The sequence below is a fragment of the Mesorhizobium album genome (assembly GCF_033977205.1).
GTDB classification, from domain to species: domain Bacteria; phylum Pseudomonadota; class Alphaproteobacteria; order Rhizobiales; family Rhizobiaceae; genus Mesorhizobium; species Mesorhizobium album.
Map to the genome: position 1 here is coordinate 1 of NZ_JAVIIW010000006.1, position 14,199 is coordinate 14,199.

Sequence of the window (14,199 nt, forward strand, 5' to 3'; positions counted from 1 at the left end):
TCAACTCTCCAAGCGATGGCGGACAAAGACGGCAGGGACCATGATGACGTCGGGTGCTGCCCGAACCTTAGGACGGTCGCCTGCCGCCGGGACTGCTGGCTGTGATGGGCCGCAGCCCCGGCCGCCAAACTACCCGATCCTTCTCAAACAATCCTTGGGCGTAGCGACGCGAAGCGGAGCGAAGACCCAAGGATCCATGCCGTGAGCTCAAAGCGTTGCAACGGCGCAGAATTCTGCTCCGCAGCGCTCTACGGTTAAGGTCACGGCATGGATCCCAGGGTCTCCGCGATGGAGCTTCGCTCCTGCTTCGCCCTGGGATGACGACGCCGGGAGGCCTCAGCCAGTTCCGAACGTTTGCGGCGATTCACAGATCTGCAAGCCGTCACTGTGCCGAAGAAACTCAATTCACCTCGAAACCCAGCTTCTGTCGCAACCGTAACATTCGCTGGTCGGCGATCCTGAGGCTCTGCTCACCGCCTTGCGCGACGCGGTTCAGCATCCTGAGCAGATCGTCACGCTCGTTCGGATCCAGGCGCTCGCGCAGGAACGGCGCCAGCTTGTCGATGACGATTGTCGTGTCGTCGATCTGCGAGGCGGCCCATTTGGCATAGACGACCGCCTCGTCGGTCTTCTTCTGGCTGGCGGCAATCTGCGCGATCACCTCACGAAGGAGAGCCTCGCGCTGCGGCAGGATCGGACCATGTTCCGAAACGATCGCGGTAATCAGCGTCGCGGCGGCCACGACCGGATCGTCGATCGCCGTCAGGGGCGAGAGCGCGGCCTGCTTGCGCAGCTTCTTGCGGCGGATATTGCCTTGCACGCGTCCGATGACATCGGCGACCTCGTTCGCCGCCTCGTTCATCGCCTTCAGCCGATACCACCAGATGGCCGCCGCGCCGAGCAGTCCAAGTATTGCGATCAGGAAAGGCATGCCGAATTCCCCCGAAATCCCGGCAACGATAGGAGAAGAACAGCATCGCTTCAACACGCGACAGTTGCAGCCGGCGAAGAAACCCTGAAGATGCTTTTCAAGGAGGGCAGCTTCAACCGTGCCGCAACCATCATGGCCGGCGGTTATGACCCTGGTATGTCGTAGATCGCCCTGACCTCGACGGTGCCGAGTTCGGCAAGCGGAATGCCATTGGCAATCTCCAGCGCCTCGTCGAGGTCGGCCGCTTCGACCATCACGAAGCCCAGCAATTGCTCCTTGGTTTCGGCGAACGGGCCGTCGGTAACCAGCCGCTTGCCCTTGCGCCGGCGCAGCGATTTCGACAGCTTCACCGGCTGCAGCGCCTGGGCGATGATCAGCTTTCCCTGTCGGTCGAGTTCTCTGTCATAGGCGAGCGAGTCGGCATCGAGCTTGGCCGACCTTTCCGGAGTGAGCGCGAAAAGGTCTTTCTCTTCGCCATAGACCAGCAGGACATATTTCATTGTCAGTTCCCTTTCTGTGATGAACCATAGGAGGCGACGGTGATGCTGTCAGCCTTGCTTCTGACGGCCGCCGCATGGTCGAGCAGGCATGCCGCAACCCCGATGATGGCTACCGCCGCCACCAGCCGGCCGAGGCCGAGTGGCGGCAGATCGAACCAGAAGTCTTCCGGTCGCTGCGCCCTTCGGCCGGGATGCTTCCAAAGTGCGAAAAACAGATTGTCCATCCTGAACCTTCACCGGCCGTAACTTCGCGGCCGCTCGCAGGACGGTCCGGCGGCCGGGAAGTCGACATTTTTGCCACGACATTTTTTTCGGAAATTTTGGCGGGGTCGCCGGTGCTGGCGACGTCGGGCCGACGGGACGGATGGTCTTCCGGCGCACCCGCGCTATAGTTCAGGAGAGCGCCGGCGCCGCCGACGCAAACCCCGACAAGGAGGACTTCATGGACCGCACCGCAAACGCCGTCTGGAAAGGCAATCTGAGGGAGGGCGGGGGCACGCTCGACACGCAAAGCGGGGTTCTGAAGGCCACGCCCTATTCCTTCAAGGCGCGCTTCGAGGATGAGAGCGGCAGATCCGGCACCAATCCGGAAGAACTGATCGCGGCGGCGCACGCCGGCTGCTACGCCATGCAGCTCTCCCACTTCCTCGCCGAAAACGGCACGCCCGCCGCCGAGCTCGATGCCAAGGCGGTCGTCACACTGGTGCCCGGCACCGGCATCACCGGCAGTGCCATCACCCTGGTCGGCAAGGTACCGGGCATCGACGCCGCGAAGTTCAAGGAGCTGGCCGAGAAGGCGAAGGCCGAATGCCCCGTGTCAAAGGCGCTCGGCGCCATCAAGGTCTCGCTCGACGCAAGATTGGGGTGATGGGCGGTGTATTTGCCTAAGGTCGCGATCCTTCGCGCGCCCCTCTGTCCTGCCGGACATCTCTCCCACAAGGGGGAGATTTGCAGCTTGGTCGCCGGCGCTCCTCTTTCAATGTCGGCGATTGGCGAAAGCCGGCGTGACATCTGATCTCCCCCCTGTCGGCCCCTGTCGGGGAGATGCCCGGCAGGGCAGAGGGGGGCGCTGTCCCGCCGGCGGTCCTTCGTTAGCGGCCTTACCCGCCCAGTGCCTCAATCTTCGCGCGCAGCGCAGCGACCTCTTCCTCGAGTGCCCGCACCCGCGCTTCAAGATCGGCGGAGTCGGATGATACCGGCGCCTGCCACGGTGCTGCAGCCGCAGCCGTTATTTCCACCGGCCCGCTGAGCAGGTGCACATAGCGCTCCTCGCGCTGCCCGGGCGCTCGTTCGAGTAGTTGGATGAGCGGCGGCCGGCGGCCGATCATCAGATCGAGATTGTCGCGAAGCTCTTCGATCGATCCAAAGCGCGCCATCCGTTCCGAACGCGCCAAAAGCTCGTGCGCCGTCTGCGCGCCGCGCAAGAGCAAGAGGCCCACGATCGCGATCTGCGGCGTGGTCAGCGAAAAACGCTGCGCCATCAGATGCTCGTAGCGCTCGACCCGCGAGGCGAAGGCCTGGCGCACCAGACCTTTCTGCTCGAGCTGGGAGAGAGCGCGCCTGACCTCCGTCAGCTCCAGCGCCATCACCGGCTCGCGCGCCGTCTTCTGGTTGGCGGCGGCATGCGCGCCGTTCAGCGTCAGCGGATAGACATCCGGCGTCAGCTCCTTCTTCTCGACGAGGCAGCCAAGGACGCGGGCTTCGACGGCGGAGAGAACGGGGAGGTCGGTCATTGGAATGGCTATCCTTTTTTGGCCGGAGGGACAGCACCCCCCTCTGTCCTGCCGGACATCTCCCCCGCAAGGGGGGAGATCAGCAGCTTCAGCGCCGTCGCCCAGTCTACGTTGAAGATTAGCGAAAGCCGAGGTGACGGCCAATCTCCCCCCTTGCGGGGGAGATGTCCGGCAGGACAGAGGGGGGTGTGACGGATCGCTGCGTTCGAGATCGCCACAAACCTGCAGGATTAGACCCTTCTCTCCACCATCATCTTCTTGATCTCGGCAATCGCCTTGGCCGGGTTCAGCCCCTTAGGGCAGGTCTGTGCGCAGTTCATGATGGTATGGCAGCGATAGAGCCGGAACGGGTCTTCCAGATTGTCGAGCCGTTCGCCTGTCGCCTCGTCGCGGGAATCGATCAGCCAGCGATAGGCCTGCAGCAGCGTCGCCGGGCCGAGATAACGCTCGCCGTTCCACCAGTAGCTCGGGCAGGATGTCGAGCAGCAGGCGCACAAGATGCATTCATAGAGCCCGTCGAGCTTCTCGCGGTCCTCATGGCTTTGCAGCCATTCCTTGGCCGGCTCGGGCGACACCGTCTTCAGCCACGGCTCGATCGAGGCGTGCTGGGCGTAGAAATTGGTGAGATCGGGCACCAGGTCCTTGATCACCGGCATATGCGGCAACGGATAGACCTTGATCGCGCCGGAGATGTCGTCGCAGCCCTTGGTGCAGGCAAGCGTATTGGAGCCGTCGATGTTCATGGCGCAGGAGCCGCAAATACCCTCGCGGCAGGAGCGGCGCAACGTCAGCGTCGGGTCGATCTTGTTCTTGATCCAGAGCAGGGCATCGAGGACCATCGGCCCGCAATCGTCCATGTCGACAAAATAGGTGTCCATGCGCGGGTTCTCGTCATCGTCCGGCGACCAGCGGTAGATGCGATATTCGCGCAGGTTGGTGGCGCCTTCCGGCTTCGGCCAGGTCTTGCCCTGCTTGATCTGCGAATTCTTGGGAAGCGTGAGTTCGACCATTATCTGCGATCCTTTCGGATGACGAGCTTCAGCCCGGACCAGATTTCGTTCACGGCGGCGACCTTGACGTCGACGAGGTCAAGCTTGAGCGCTTGGGTGCGGATCACATCCTCGGTGACGTCGGTGGCCACTTTCGATGCCTTCTTCGGCCAGGATACCCAGACCATGCCGTCGCGCTTGATTGCCGTCTCGATGCCGGCAAGGCCATCCTCGATCTCGGCGCGCTGCCGGGTGAAGGCATGCACGGCATCGTATTTCTGGTTGCCGCAGATCGACGACCATTCAGGAAGCCGGTCGACCCCGGCAAACGCCACTGCGTCGGCGAGATCATCGAGTTCCGGCGGCAGGGCGATGAAGGCGGCGACCATGCCGTCCTTCAGGCCGAGCTTGGCCGGAAGGTGCGTACCGGAATATCCCGCGGCCGCCAATGCCATGGTCAGTATACCCTGGCCTTCGGCGCGATCTTGGCCGGGTTGATGCCGCCGTCCTTCTCCGCCAGCAGCGTGTCGGTGTGCACCGGCCGGTAGGTGAGCGTCACCTTGCCGTCCTCGCTGACGCGGGCCAGCGTGTGTTTGCGCCAGTTGGCGTCGTCGCGATCCGCGAAATCTTCCCGCGCATGCGCGCCGCGGCTCTCCTTGCGTGCCGCCGCGCCATGGACGGTGGTGATGGCGTTGGCCATCAAATTCTCCAGCTCCAGCGTCTCGACGAGATCGGAGTTCCAGATCATCGAGCGGTCGAACACCTTGAAATCCTTGAGCTCGCCCCAGATTTCGGAGACGCGCTTGCAGCCATTGTCCAGCGATTCCTGGGTGCGGAACACCGCCGCATCCTCCTGCATCGCCTTCTGCATCTTTTCGCGAAGCACGGCCGTCGGCGTCGAGCCGTTGGCATGGCGCAATCGGTCGAAGCGATCCATTATCTTCTCGACCGAGGCTGCGTTGGGCGAGGGGATCGGCGACTTGCGGTCGATCACCTGGCCGGCGCGCAGCGCCGCGGCGCGGCCGAACACCACCAGATCGATCAGTGAGTTCGAGCCCAGCCGGTTGGCGCCGTGCACGGAGGCGCAGGCGGCCTCGCCGACAGCCATCAGCCCTGGCGACACTTGGTCCGGGTTCTTTGCCGTCGGGTTGAGCACTTCGCCCCAATAATTGGTCGGCACGCCGCCCATATTGTAGTGCACCGTCGGCAGCACCGGGATCGGCTCCTTGGTCAGGTCGACGCCGGCGAAGATCTTTGCCGATTCCGAAATGCCCGGCAGCCTTTCATGCAGGACGGCCGGGTCGAGATGGTCGAGATGCAGGAAGATGTGATCCTTCTTCGGCCCGACGCCGCGGCCTTCGCGGATCTCCAGCGTCATACAGCGCGAGACCACGTCGCGCGAGGCAAGGTCCTTGGCCGACGGAGCATAGCGCTCCATGAAGCGCTCGCCTTCGGAATTGACGAGATAGCCGCCTTCGCCGCGCGCGCCTTCGGTGATCAGGCAGCCGGCGCCGTAGATGCCGGTCGGATGGAACTGCACGAACTCCATATCCTGCAGCGCAAGCCCGGCGCGCGCGGCCATGCCGCCGCCGTCGCCGGTGCAGGTATGCGCCGAGGTAGCGGAGAAATAGGCGCGCCCATAGCCGCCGGTCGCCAGCACCACCATCTTGGCCGAGAAGCGGTGAATGGTGCCGTCATCGAGGTTCCAGGCCACGACCCCAGTGCAGGTGCCGTCCGGCTCCATGATCAGGTCGAGCGCGAAATACTCGATGAAGAACTGAGCGTTGTTCTTCAGCGACTGGCCATAGAGCGTGTGCAGCATAGCGTGGCCGGTGCGGTCGGCGGCCGCGCAGGTGCGCTGCACCGGCGGGCCTTCGCCGAAATTCATCATCATGCCGCCGAATGGCCGCTGGTAGATCTTGCCCTCTTCCGTGCGCGAGAACGGGACGCCGTAATGCTCGAGTTCGTAAACCGCGGCTGGCGCCTCGCGCACCATGTATTCCTGTGCGTCGATGTCGCCCAGCCAGTCCGACCCCTTGACGGTGTCGAAGAGATGCCACTGCCAGTTGTCGGGGCCCATATTGGCGAGCGAGGCGGCGATGCCGCCTTGCGCCGCCACCGTGTGCGAGCGGGTCGGGAAGACCTTGGTGATGCAGGCGGTGCGCAGGCCCTGCTCGGCCATGCCGAGCGTGGCGCGCAGGCCGGCGCCGCCGGCGCCGACGATCACCACATCGAATTTGTGGTCGACAAACGTGTAGGCGGAAGCCGCGTTGGCGGTTGACGTGTCCTTGGCCAAAACTTCAGCCTCCGAATGCCAGTTTGAGCAGGGCGAAGAGCGAGGCGACGCCGACCACTACCGAAAAGAATGTGTTGAGGGCGATCAGTGCCAGCTTCATGCCTTCGCCATGCACGTAGTCCTCGATGATGACCTGCATGCCGAGCCGCATGTGGTAGAGCGCGGAGATCAGCACCAGCGCCAGCACCAGCGCCACGAACGGGTTGGCGAGCGAAGCCCGCACGTCGGCATAGCCGTGGCCGTTGACCGCGATCAGGAAACCGACGAAGAAGAGGATCAGCGGGATGTTGGCGATCGCCGTCAGCCGCTGACGCCAGAAATGCTGCGTACCTTCGCGGGCTGAGCCCAGGCCGCGGACCTTGGCTAGCGGCGTGCGCATGTCGGTGTTGTTCGCGCTCATCAGAAAGCTCCCCGCGCCATGTAGCCCGCGATCCAGATCAGCAGCGTGAGCACGATCGAGCCGGCGAGCGTTGCCCAGGCGATCTTCGAGGCGGTGTGCTTTTCCAGTCCCACGCCCGTGTCCCAGACGAGATGGCGCAGCCCGCCCAGCATGTGGTGCATCAGCGCCCAGGTGTAGCCGAAGAGGACCAGCCGGCCGAGCCAGGAGCCGAAGGCCCAGTTGACCCAGTCGAAGGTGGCCTGCGAGCCCGCCGCCGCGATCAGCCAAGCCGCGACCAGCAGGGTGCCGAAATAGAGCGCGCCGCCGGTGATGCGGTGGATGATCGACATCGTCATCGTGATCGGCGGCCGGTAGACCGTCAGATGCGGCGAAAGCGGCCGTTCACGTCTGGCAACTGCGCGGGTGGCTGGTGATTTGCTCATGGCTCCCCCAGTTCGGCGTCCCGGAGCCGTTACGGATACGGCATTCGCCGCTTTCATTTATGACTTCGGACAGCCGGTTTCTAATGCTCTTTTTGCACCGCGTCAAAGCCGGAAAATCGTTTTGGAAACATCATTTAGTCTGAGAAAAGGGGGCAATTCCGGTTCAATCGATTTGTAGCGATGCGAAGCCGGCGCAGCGTCGCTGCAGTGCGGTATCCCGCTTCTATCTTGTGCAGGTCTGCGGCGTCGACCCCTTCTTCATCACCAGTGCCTCGCGTCCGTCGATCACGATCGCGTCATGTGTCGCCGCCTGGTAGCGGCTGCTCTGGTTGGCGGGCGACGCCGCAAACTCCTCGGACCCGCCATCCGGCCCAACCACACGCAGCGACGTGCCGAGATTTTGGATGGTGATCATGCCGCCATTGCCGCATCTATAGGTGGCCATGCTCGTGCCGGATCGCGGCACGGTAAGGTCGGTGGTGATCTTGGTCGCCGGTGCTGGAGGCGCAGCTGGTGCCGCAGGTTGCCTGGCAGGAGCCGGCGACACCACGGGTGATACCGTGTTCGCTGCCTTGGGTGCGCCGTCCTGCGGCACGCAGGCAGTGGCCGCAAGAAGCAGCGGAACAACGAGCGACACCCGAAGTGCGCGGCCGAACGTCATGTGCTGCCCCTTTCGTGCGCGGCACGCTAGCCATGCGGCGCGCCAAGATCAAGGTCACCTTGAGTCAGCCGGGTTGGGCCGGACCGTGCGATGGGTCGAGCCAGCCCGCCGAAATTAACCATGTTCATTAAGTTCCGGCCCCGAAGACCGCCCTGCCCCTTAACAAAGGTTAAGAAAGGGTTAATTTCCGATTCGGACGACGTTTTGCAGGGAGAGCGACATGCGTTCGAATTCAGTGCGGGCAAGCCTCGCGGCCGTCACGGTGGCGGCACTCGCCTCCGCAATTGCCGTGCCGGCAGAGGCCGGCTTGCGCCATCACGACCGCGTCTACGCCGACTCCTTCGGCAATCTCGTCATCGACAGCGCCGCCGGCTACAAGCGCATCATCGTCGGCGAAGGCAGGCATGCGAAGCAGCTTTCCGACTACACCGGCGCCGGCCAGCCGGGGGTGATCTACGAGCAATCGGACGATGCCGGCGCGCCGGGCTGCTACCAGCCGCCGGTCTTCGTGAAGGGCCGCAGCTATATGTATGGACTCTCCGACGGCGAGATGCCCAACCTCAGCCCCTGCCGCTGAGCGCCTTGGCCTGTCGCCCCCGGATCCGGGCGATCCTCAGCCGACGCTGAGCGGCTCGGGTACGAAGGCGGTTTCGGGCCGCTCGTAGGAGAGGCGGACGCTGTCACGGCCGTTCCTCTTGGCCTTGTAGAGCGCCTCGTCGGCGCGCCGCATCAGCGGCGCCAGCCCCTCATTGCCTGTGCGGGCGGCGACGCCGAAGCTCGCGGTCACCCTGGTGCCGGGGGGAAGCCCGTCGACTGTGCCGGCCGAATAGAAGGTGCGGATCGCTTCCGCGAACAGGCGGGCCGCGCCCAGATCGCTGAGCGAGAGAAGCACGGCGAATTCCTCGCCGCCGATGCGGCCGGCAGCGCCCCGCGTGCCCGTGGCAAAACGCAGCTTGGCGGCGAAATCGGCAATCACCCTGTCGCCTGCCTCATGCCCGTGCTGGTCATTGAGCGCCTTGAAGTGATCGAGATCGGCAAGCACCAGCGCAACCGGAAATCCTGCCTTGGCGCATTGATCGAGCAGAAGTGTTGCCCGTTCCTCGAAGCCGCGGCGGTTGAGAAGGCCTGATAGCGGGTCGGTATGGGTCTCGGCCTTCAAGGCCTTCATCACGTCGAGCGCCGCCGCCGTGAACAGGCAGAGCGCGATCAAGAGCGACAAAAGCGCATGCGAGAGCAGCGCCGTCGTCCAGTAGGACGAGCCGTAGAAGCCGTCATAGCTTGTGAACGGCCCATGCGCGATGACGACGATCAGCGTGCGCGCGACAAAATTCAGCCCGGACAGCAGCGACAGCACGAACAGGATCTTTTCGATCGGCCCGTTGTTGCGCACTGTCTTGAGTTCGGCGGCGACGAGCAGGCTCAAGGCGCCGAAGCCGAAATTCATGGCCAGCACGCGCCAGGTGAGATCCGGTTGGACGAACATGAACCACGAGAAGGCGGCGAGCCCGCCGCCGGCCATGATGCCGATGCCGATATAGGGCACGCGCCGGCCGTAGCGCGCGACGACCGCGCCGGAGAGGCAGCAGCCGGCCATCGTGAAGCATAGGTTGGAGATCAGCTTGGTCAGCACGATGCCGACGGGAAGCGTGAAATATTGCAGCAGGAAGCCCGGCGCCGACAGGCAGTAGCTCGCCGCCAGCACCGCCAGATAAGGACGATGGCGCTGATGGAACCACAGCACGAGAAACGCAGCGCCAAGCGCCAGCGCTATCGTCGGATTGAGCAGCGCTATGAGCAGACCGGTGTCCAAAAGACTGCGACTCTCCCCAACTTTACCCGGGGGGAGATGCTAGTACGGAAGCGCAAACAAGCGGTTAAGTCACAACGCGCAGATACGGGACCGAAGCGCGGAACGGCCGCCCGAGGCCGGCGTTTTCAGACAAAATCAGGAGAACGCCGATGGCCGACACAATCACCCTGACCGATCACGATGCGATCCGTTCCTGGGCGGCGGCGCGGGCCGGATTTCCGGCCGTTGTCGACGTCTCGCCCGAGGCCGGAACGCAGCCCATGCTGCGCTTGGTGTTTGGCCAGAACGCCTATGAGGACAACGACCGGCCGGAGCGGCCATTCAACGCCGGCGGCTACGAGCTGGTCGAATGGGACGAGTGGTTCAGGATTTTCGACGAACGAAAGCTGGCGCTGGTGGTTGCTGTCGACGAGCCCGGCCGGCGCGAGGAGTTCCATCGGATCGTTCGAAGGGAAGAGAGATAAGTTCCCTGGCGCAGAAATTTCGACCGGTCGATATGCTGCGTTGGCAGGTCGCATACCTTGGAGATTGGCCGAAACGCCCACCCCGTCGTCATCCTCGGGCGAAGCAAGGAGCGAAGCGACGCAGCGCAGACCCAAGGATCATGCCGTAACGTCAAGGCACTGCAACGGTGCAGATTTCTGCTCCGCTGCACCCGTCGATCAAGGTAACGGCATGGATCCCAGGGTCTCCGCGACGGAGCTTACGCTCCTGCTTCGCCCTGGGATGACGAGGTTGGGGAGGCTTCAGCTAATCCCCAGCGCTTGCGCCGATTTCCGGCCTTTCCCGCTTTTCAGGCTGGCCGTTACTTCCAGTCGCGGATGTCGACGAAATGGCCGGCGATCGCCGCCGCCGCCGCCATGGCCGGCGAGACCAGATGGGTGCGGCCTTTAAAACCCTGGCGACCCTCGAAATTGCGGTTCGAGGTCGAGGCGCAGCGCTCATGCGGCTTCAGCCGGTCGTCGTTCATGGCAAGGCACATCGAGCAGCCCGGCTCGCGCCAGTCGAAGCCCGCGGCGACGAAGATCTTGTCGAGACCCTCGGCCTCGGCCTGTTCCTTGACCAGGCCGGAGCCCGGCACGATCATCGCGTTGACGCGCGGATTGACCTTCTTGCCCTCGACCACCTTGGCGGCGGCGCGCAGGTCCTCGATGCGGCCGTTGGTGCAGGAGCCGATGAAGACGCGGTCGAGCGCGATGTCGGTGATCCTGGTTCCCGGCGTCAGCCCCATATAGTCGAGCGCGCGCAGCTTCGAGGAGCGCTTGTTCTCATCGGCGATCTCTTGCGGATTTGGCACCACGCCCTGCACCGAGACGACATCCTCGGGCGAGGAGCCCCAGGAGACGATCGGCGGCAGCTTCTGCGCGTCGAGCACGACGACCTTGTCGAAATGCGCGCCTTCGTCGGAATGCAGCGTCTTCCAATAGGCAAGCGCCGCATCCCAGGCAGCGCCCTTCGGCGCGCGCGGCTTGTCCTTGACATAGGCGAAGGTCGTCTCGTCCGGCGCGATCAGGCCGGCCCGCGCCCCGCCCTCGATCGACATGTTGCAGATCGTCATGCGGCCTTCCATCGACAGCGAGCGGATCGCCTCGCCGGCATATTCGATGACATAGCCGGTGCCGCCGGCGGTGCCGATCTCGCCGATGATGGCGAGGATGATGTCCTTGGCAGTGACGCCTTCCGGAAGATGGCCGTCGACGCGCACCAGCATGTTCTTGGCCTTGCGCTGGATCAGCGTTTGCGTCGCCAGCACATGTTCGACCTCCGACGTGCCGATGCCGTGCGCCAGCGCGCCGAACGCGCCATGCGTCGAGGTGTGGCTGTCGCCGCAGACGATGGTCATGCCGGGGAGCGTGAAGCCCTGCTCCGGCCCAATGATGTGGACGATGCCCTGGCGGACATCGTTCTCGGAATAGTACTCGATGCCGAAATCCTTGGCGTTCTTGGCCAGCGCCTCGACCTGGATGCGGCTCTCCTCGTTCTTGATGCCGAACTTGCGCTCGGGCGAGGTCGGCACGTTGTGGTCGACCACAGCCAGCGTCTTTTCCGGGTGGCGAACCTGGCGACCGCTCATGCGCAGGCCTTCGAAGGCCTGCGGGCTGGTCACCTCGTGAACGAGGTGGCGGTCGATATAGAGCAGGCAGGTGCCGTCGTCCTGGCGGTCGACGACATGGTCGTCGAAGATCTTGTCGTAGAGGGTGCGCGGTGCGCTCATGTGCGTAAATCCGTCGATATGAAAATGGGAAAGGCTGGCCGGGACTTGGAACCGGCGAAGCGACTTGGTCAGTCGGCCTCAGCCAAGTCGGCTGGTGAGCGCGCCGCAGACCCGCGCGGCAAATCGCGACGGCAGGCGCTTCCTGTCCTGCAGCACGAAACCCTTATAGGCCGGATCGCTGAAAAGCTTTTCCATGGTGGGGTAGATAGCAATGTTTTGGCCTTTCGGCAATTGCGGCGGAGACCTGGTTCCTCGCCCCACGAAGTGGGGAGAGGTGGCCCGGCGGAGCCGGGACGGAGAGGGGTCTGCGCGGCGTTGGAAGGAAGTCACGGCCCAACGGACTTCGCTGAGCTTTGACCGCTAGCGGCTTTGGCGTCGCGGATGTCGCCCCCCGCTCCGTCCCGGCTTCGCCGGGCCACCTCTCCCCCGCCTTCGCGGGGGCGAGGAAACTGGCCAAGCTTGCCGCGCTCAAACCACCTCGAACACGAAAGTCTTCACCAGTGCTTCCGGATCGCCGATCGCATAGCAGCGGAACCATGGGCTTTGCTCGGTCAGGCGCCATTTTCTCGCCTGCTCCAATTCGTCGAACACGGATTGGAAGCCGCCGCTTTCGAACACTTGGTCGCGCACGGTGAAGATGGCATGGCCGCCGCTCTTCGTGATGCGCACCAGCTCATGCAGGCCGGCGGCCGGCGCGTGGCCGATGGTGAAGACGCCGGTCGAGAAGAAGGCGCGGAAATGGCCGTCCGGCCAGGGCAGCGGGCCGCCGAGCATCGCCTTTCTCAGCTCGCTATAGGCTTGGCGGCTTCCGGCGATCTTCAGCATGTCGTCGGAAAGGTCGAGACCGGCGATGTCGCCATAGCCCAGTGCCTTGAGCGACGGCCCCGACAGTCCGGTGCCGCAGCCGGCGTCTAGAAGCGGGCCTTCGCCGGGCGGCACATGGCGCGCCACCCAGGCGGTGATGAGGAAGGGCAGCAGGTAGCCGAGCGAGGCGGTCTCGCTGTCATAGGTCGCCGCCCATTCGGCATAAGCCTTGGCCAGCGCCTCCGGCGTCTCGGCCGAATAGACGGAGTCCAGCGCCGCATTGGCCTTGTCGAAATTCATGGATCAACTCCTGGACGTTGCCAACCCAAGGAGCCTAGCGCGCTCTTTGCTCGACGGCTATTCCTCGTTCTGCCGGCGCAGCCGTTTCTCCAGCGCCCGCAGCGCCAGCGACAGGCCGACGGTCAGGATGAGATAGATATAGGCGACGATCGAATAGGTCTCGAAGAAGCGGAAGGAGCCGGCGGCATAGACCTTGCCGATCTGGGTGATGTCGGCGACGCCGAGCACCGAGACCAGCGAGGAATCCTTGACCATGGCGACGAAATCATTGCCGAGCGGCGGCAGGATGGTGCGGATCGCCTGCGGGAAGACGATCAGCCGGAAACGCTGCACGCGCGTCAGGCCGAGCGCTTTGGCGGCTTCGATCTGGCCCTTCGCGACCGACTGGATGCCGGCCCGAAACACCTCGGATATGAAGGCGGAATAACCAATGGTCAGCGCCATGATTGCGCGCCACAACAGCGAGACGTCGCGCACCAGGAGCTCGCCGAGCCAGCCGGTGCTCTGCAGCGGCGCCGTCAGCGCGTTCCAGGCCGCGACGAAAGCCGGCGCGCCGGCAAAGGCGATCCAGAACAAGAGCACCAGGATCGGCACGCCGCGGATGATCTCGACATAGAAGCGGGCGACCTGCCGCAGCCATTGCGATCCGGACAGGGCCATCAGCGCGATGCCGAGCCCAAGCACCGAGGCCAACGCGAAAGCGACGACGGTGACGAAGACAGTGATGCCGATGCCCTTGGCGACGGTGGCGAAGACCTCGGCATAGAGGTCGCTCCCGGCGATGGCCAGCGCCGCAGCAAGCGCAAGGATGGCTGCCGCGGCCAGCCACCAGGGAAATTCGGATTTGGCGGTAGAGGTGGATGCAGCCGGCATCAGGCGATACCGGCAAGATAGTTGCGGAGGCCGCGTTCCGGCACACCCCCCTCTGCCCTGCCGGGCATCTCCCCCGCAAGGGGGGAGATCAGACGTCGCGTTGGCTTTCGCCAATCTTCGACGTCGCAGAATTGGTGGCGAGGCCAAAGCTGCCAATCTCCCCCCTTGCGGGGGAGATGCCCGGCAGGACAGAGGGGGGTGGGAAGGAATGAGGCTTTCGCGGCTTTCCGCCCGTAGCTGTTGCGCACTACTTCCGACAACAGGA

At 64.2% G+C, this 14,199-nt stretch carries 17 protein-coding genes; 3 read left to right on the forward strand and 14 right to left on the reverse strand.

From position 1 onward, the window contains the following. Window positions 1-400 precede the first annotated feature (400 nt). From RFN28_RS06755 to RFN28_RS06765, 3 genes are all read right to left on the reverse strand, one after another. The gene (locus RFN28_RS06755) at window positions 401-931 is read right to left on the reverse strand and encodes a hypothetical protein (protein ID WP_320286599.1); all 531 of its coding nucleotides are present in this window, start codon (window positions 929-931) and stop codon (window positions 401-403) included. A gap of 143 nt (window positions 932-1,074) precedes the next feature. After that, window positions 1,075-1,431 (reverse strand): YciI family protein, encoded by a 357-nt coding sequence (locus RFN28_RS06760; RefSeq protein ID WP_320286600.1) that lies wholly within the window; start codon window positions 1,429-1,431, stop codon window positions 1,075-1,077. 2 nt (window positions 1,432-1,433) lie between these two features. Beyond that, window positions 1,434-1,655, reverse strand: coding sequence for a hypothetical protein (locus RFN28_RS06765; RefSeq protein WP_320286601.1), 222 nt, complete (start codon window positions 1,653-1,655; stop codon window positions 1,434-1,436). Window positions 1,656-1,873: 218 nt separating this feature from the next. Between RFN28_RS06765 and RFN28_RS06770 the strand changes: the two genes are divergently transcribed. After that, a complete protein-coding gene (locus RFN28_RS06770) occupies window positions 1,874-2,299 on the forward strand; it encodes an OsmC family protein (RefSeq protein WP_320286602.1) in 426 nt (141 codons plus the stop codon). 232 nt (window positions 2,300-2,531) lie between these two features. Here RFN28_RS06770 and RFN28_RS06775 read toward each other — a convergent pair whose 3' ends face one another. The 7 genes from RFN28_RS06775 to RFN28_RS06805 all read right to left on the reverse strand — a co-directional run bounded on the left by RFN28_RS06775 (window position 2,532) and on the right by RFN28_RS06805 (window position 7,932). Further along, window positions 2,532-3,164: a YceH family protein gene (locus tag RFN28_RS06775; protein WP_320286603.1), complete on the reverse strand. Its 633-nt coding sequence runs from the start codon at window positions 3,162-3,164 to the stop codon at window positions 2,532-2,534. 230 nt (window positions 3,165-3,394) lie between these two features. Continuing rightward, window positions 3,395-4,174: a succinate dehydrogenase iron-sulfur subunit gene (locus RFN28_RS06780; RefSeq protein ID WP_320286604.1), complete on the reverse strand. Its 780-nt coding sequence runs from the start codon at window positions 4,172-4,174 to the stop codon at window positions 3,395-3,397. Further along, window positions 4,174-4,608: a DUF3052 domain-containing protein gene (locus tag RFN28_RS06785; RefSeq protein WP_320286605.1), complete on the reverse strand. Its 435-nt coding sequence runs from the start codon at window positions 4,606-4,608 to the stop codon at window positions 4,174-4,176. Before RFN28_RS06785 ends, RFN28_RS06780 begins: the two co-directional genes overlap by 1 nt. A 2-nt stretch (window positions 4,609-4,610) precedes the next feature. Further along, window positions 4,611-6,449, reverse strand: a complete 1,839-nt coding sequence (sdhA, locus tag RFN28_RS06790) for a succinate dehydrogenase flavoprotein subunit (protein WP_320286606.1) — start codon at window positions 6,447-6,449, stop codon at window positions 4,611-4,613. Between the two features lie 4 nt (window positions 6,450-6,453). Then, complete coding sequence (gene sdhD, locus RFN28_RS06795) at window positions 6,454-6,849, reverse strand: succinate dehydrogenase, hydrophobic membrane anchor protein (RefSeq protein WP_320286607.1); 396 nt, start codon at window positions 6,847-6,849, stop codon at window positions 6,454-6,456. Further along, window positions 6,849-7,271 carry a succinate dehydrogenase, cytochrome b556 subunit gene (gene sdhC / locus RFN28_RS06800; protein ID WP_320286608.1) on the reverse strand — a complete coding sequence of 141 codons (423 nt, stop codon included), beginning with the start codon at window positions 7,269-7,271 and terminating at the stop codon, window positions 6,849-6,851. The genes sdhD and sdhC overlap by 1 nt, the downstream gene beginning before the upstream one ends. Before the next feature lie 223 nt (window positions 7,272-7,494). Beyond that, complete coding sequence (locus tag RFN28_RS06805; protein WP_320286609.1) at window positions 7,495-7,932, reverse strand: hypothetical protein; 438 nt, start codon at window positions 7,930-7,932, stop codon at window positions 7,495-7,497. A gap of 220 nt (window positions 7,933-8,152) precedes the next feature. On the opposite strand from RFN28_RS06805, the gene RFN28_RS06810 reads away from it, so the two are divergent. Continuing rightward, window positions 8,153-8,509 (forward strand): hypothetical protein, encoded by a 357-nt coding sequence (locus RFN28_RS06810; RefSeq protein WP_320286610.1) that lies wholly within the window; start codon window positions 8,153-8,155, stop codon window positions 8,507-8,509. Window positions 8,510-8,545: 36 nt separating this feature from the next. Here the strand turns inward: RFN28_RS06810 and RFN28_RS06815 are convergent, their stop codons facing one another. Then, a complete protein-coding gene (locus tag RFN28_RS06815; RefSeq protein WP_320286611.1) occupies window positions 8,546-9,742 on the reverse strand; it encodes a GGDEF domain-containing protein in 1,197 nt (398 codons plus the stop codon). A gap of 149 nt (window positions 9,743-9,891) precedes the next feature. Here RFN28_RS06815 and RFN28_RS06820 point away from each other — a divergent pair, with 149 nt between their 5' ends. Continuing rightward, on the forward strand, window positions 9,892-10,206 hold the full coding sequence (locus RFN28_RS06820; protein WP_320286612.1) for a hypothetical protein: 315 nt from the start codon (window positions 9,892-9,894) through the stop codon (window positions 10,204-10,206). Between the two features lie 341 nt (window positions 10,207-10,547). On the opposite strand, the gene leuC is transcribed toward RFN28_RS06820, so the two are convergent. The 3 genes from leuC to RFN28_RS06835 form a co-directional block, all read right to left on the reverse strand. After that, a complete protein-coding gene (gene leuC / locus RFN28_RS06825; RefSeq protein WP_320286613.1) occupies window positions 10,548-11,957 on the reverse strand; it encodes a 3-isopropylmalate dehydratase large subunit in 1,410 nt (469 codons plus the stop codon). A gap of 468 nt (window positions 11,958-12,425) precedes the next feature. Further along, window positions 12,426-13,061, reverse strand: coding sequence for a class I SAM-dependent DNA methyltransferase (locus RFN28_RS06830; protein ID WP_320286614.1), 636 nt, complete (start codon window positions 13,059-13,061; stop codon window positions 12,426-12,428). Window positions 13,062-13,118: 57 nt separating this feature from the next. Then, window positions 13,119-13,934 (reverse strand): amino acid ABC transporter permease, encoded by an 816-nt coding sequence (locus RFN28_RS06835; RefSeq protein WP_320286615.1) that lies wholly within the window; start codon window positions 13,932-13,934, stop codon window positions 13,119-13,121. Window positions 13,935-14,199: the final 265 nt, after the last annotated feature.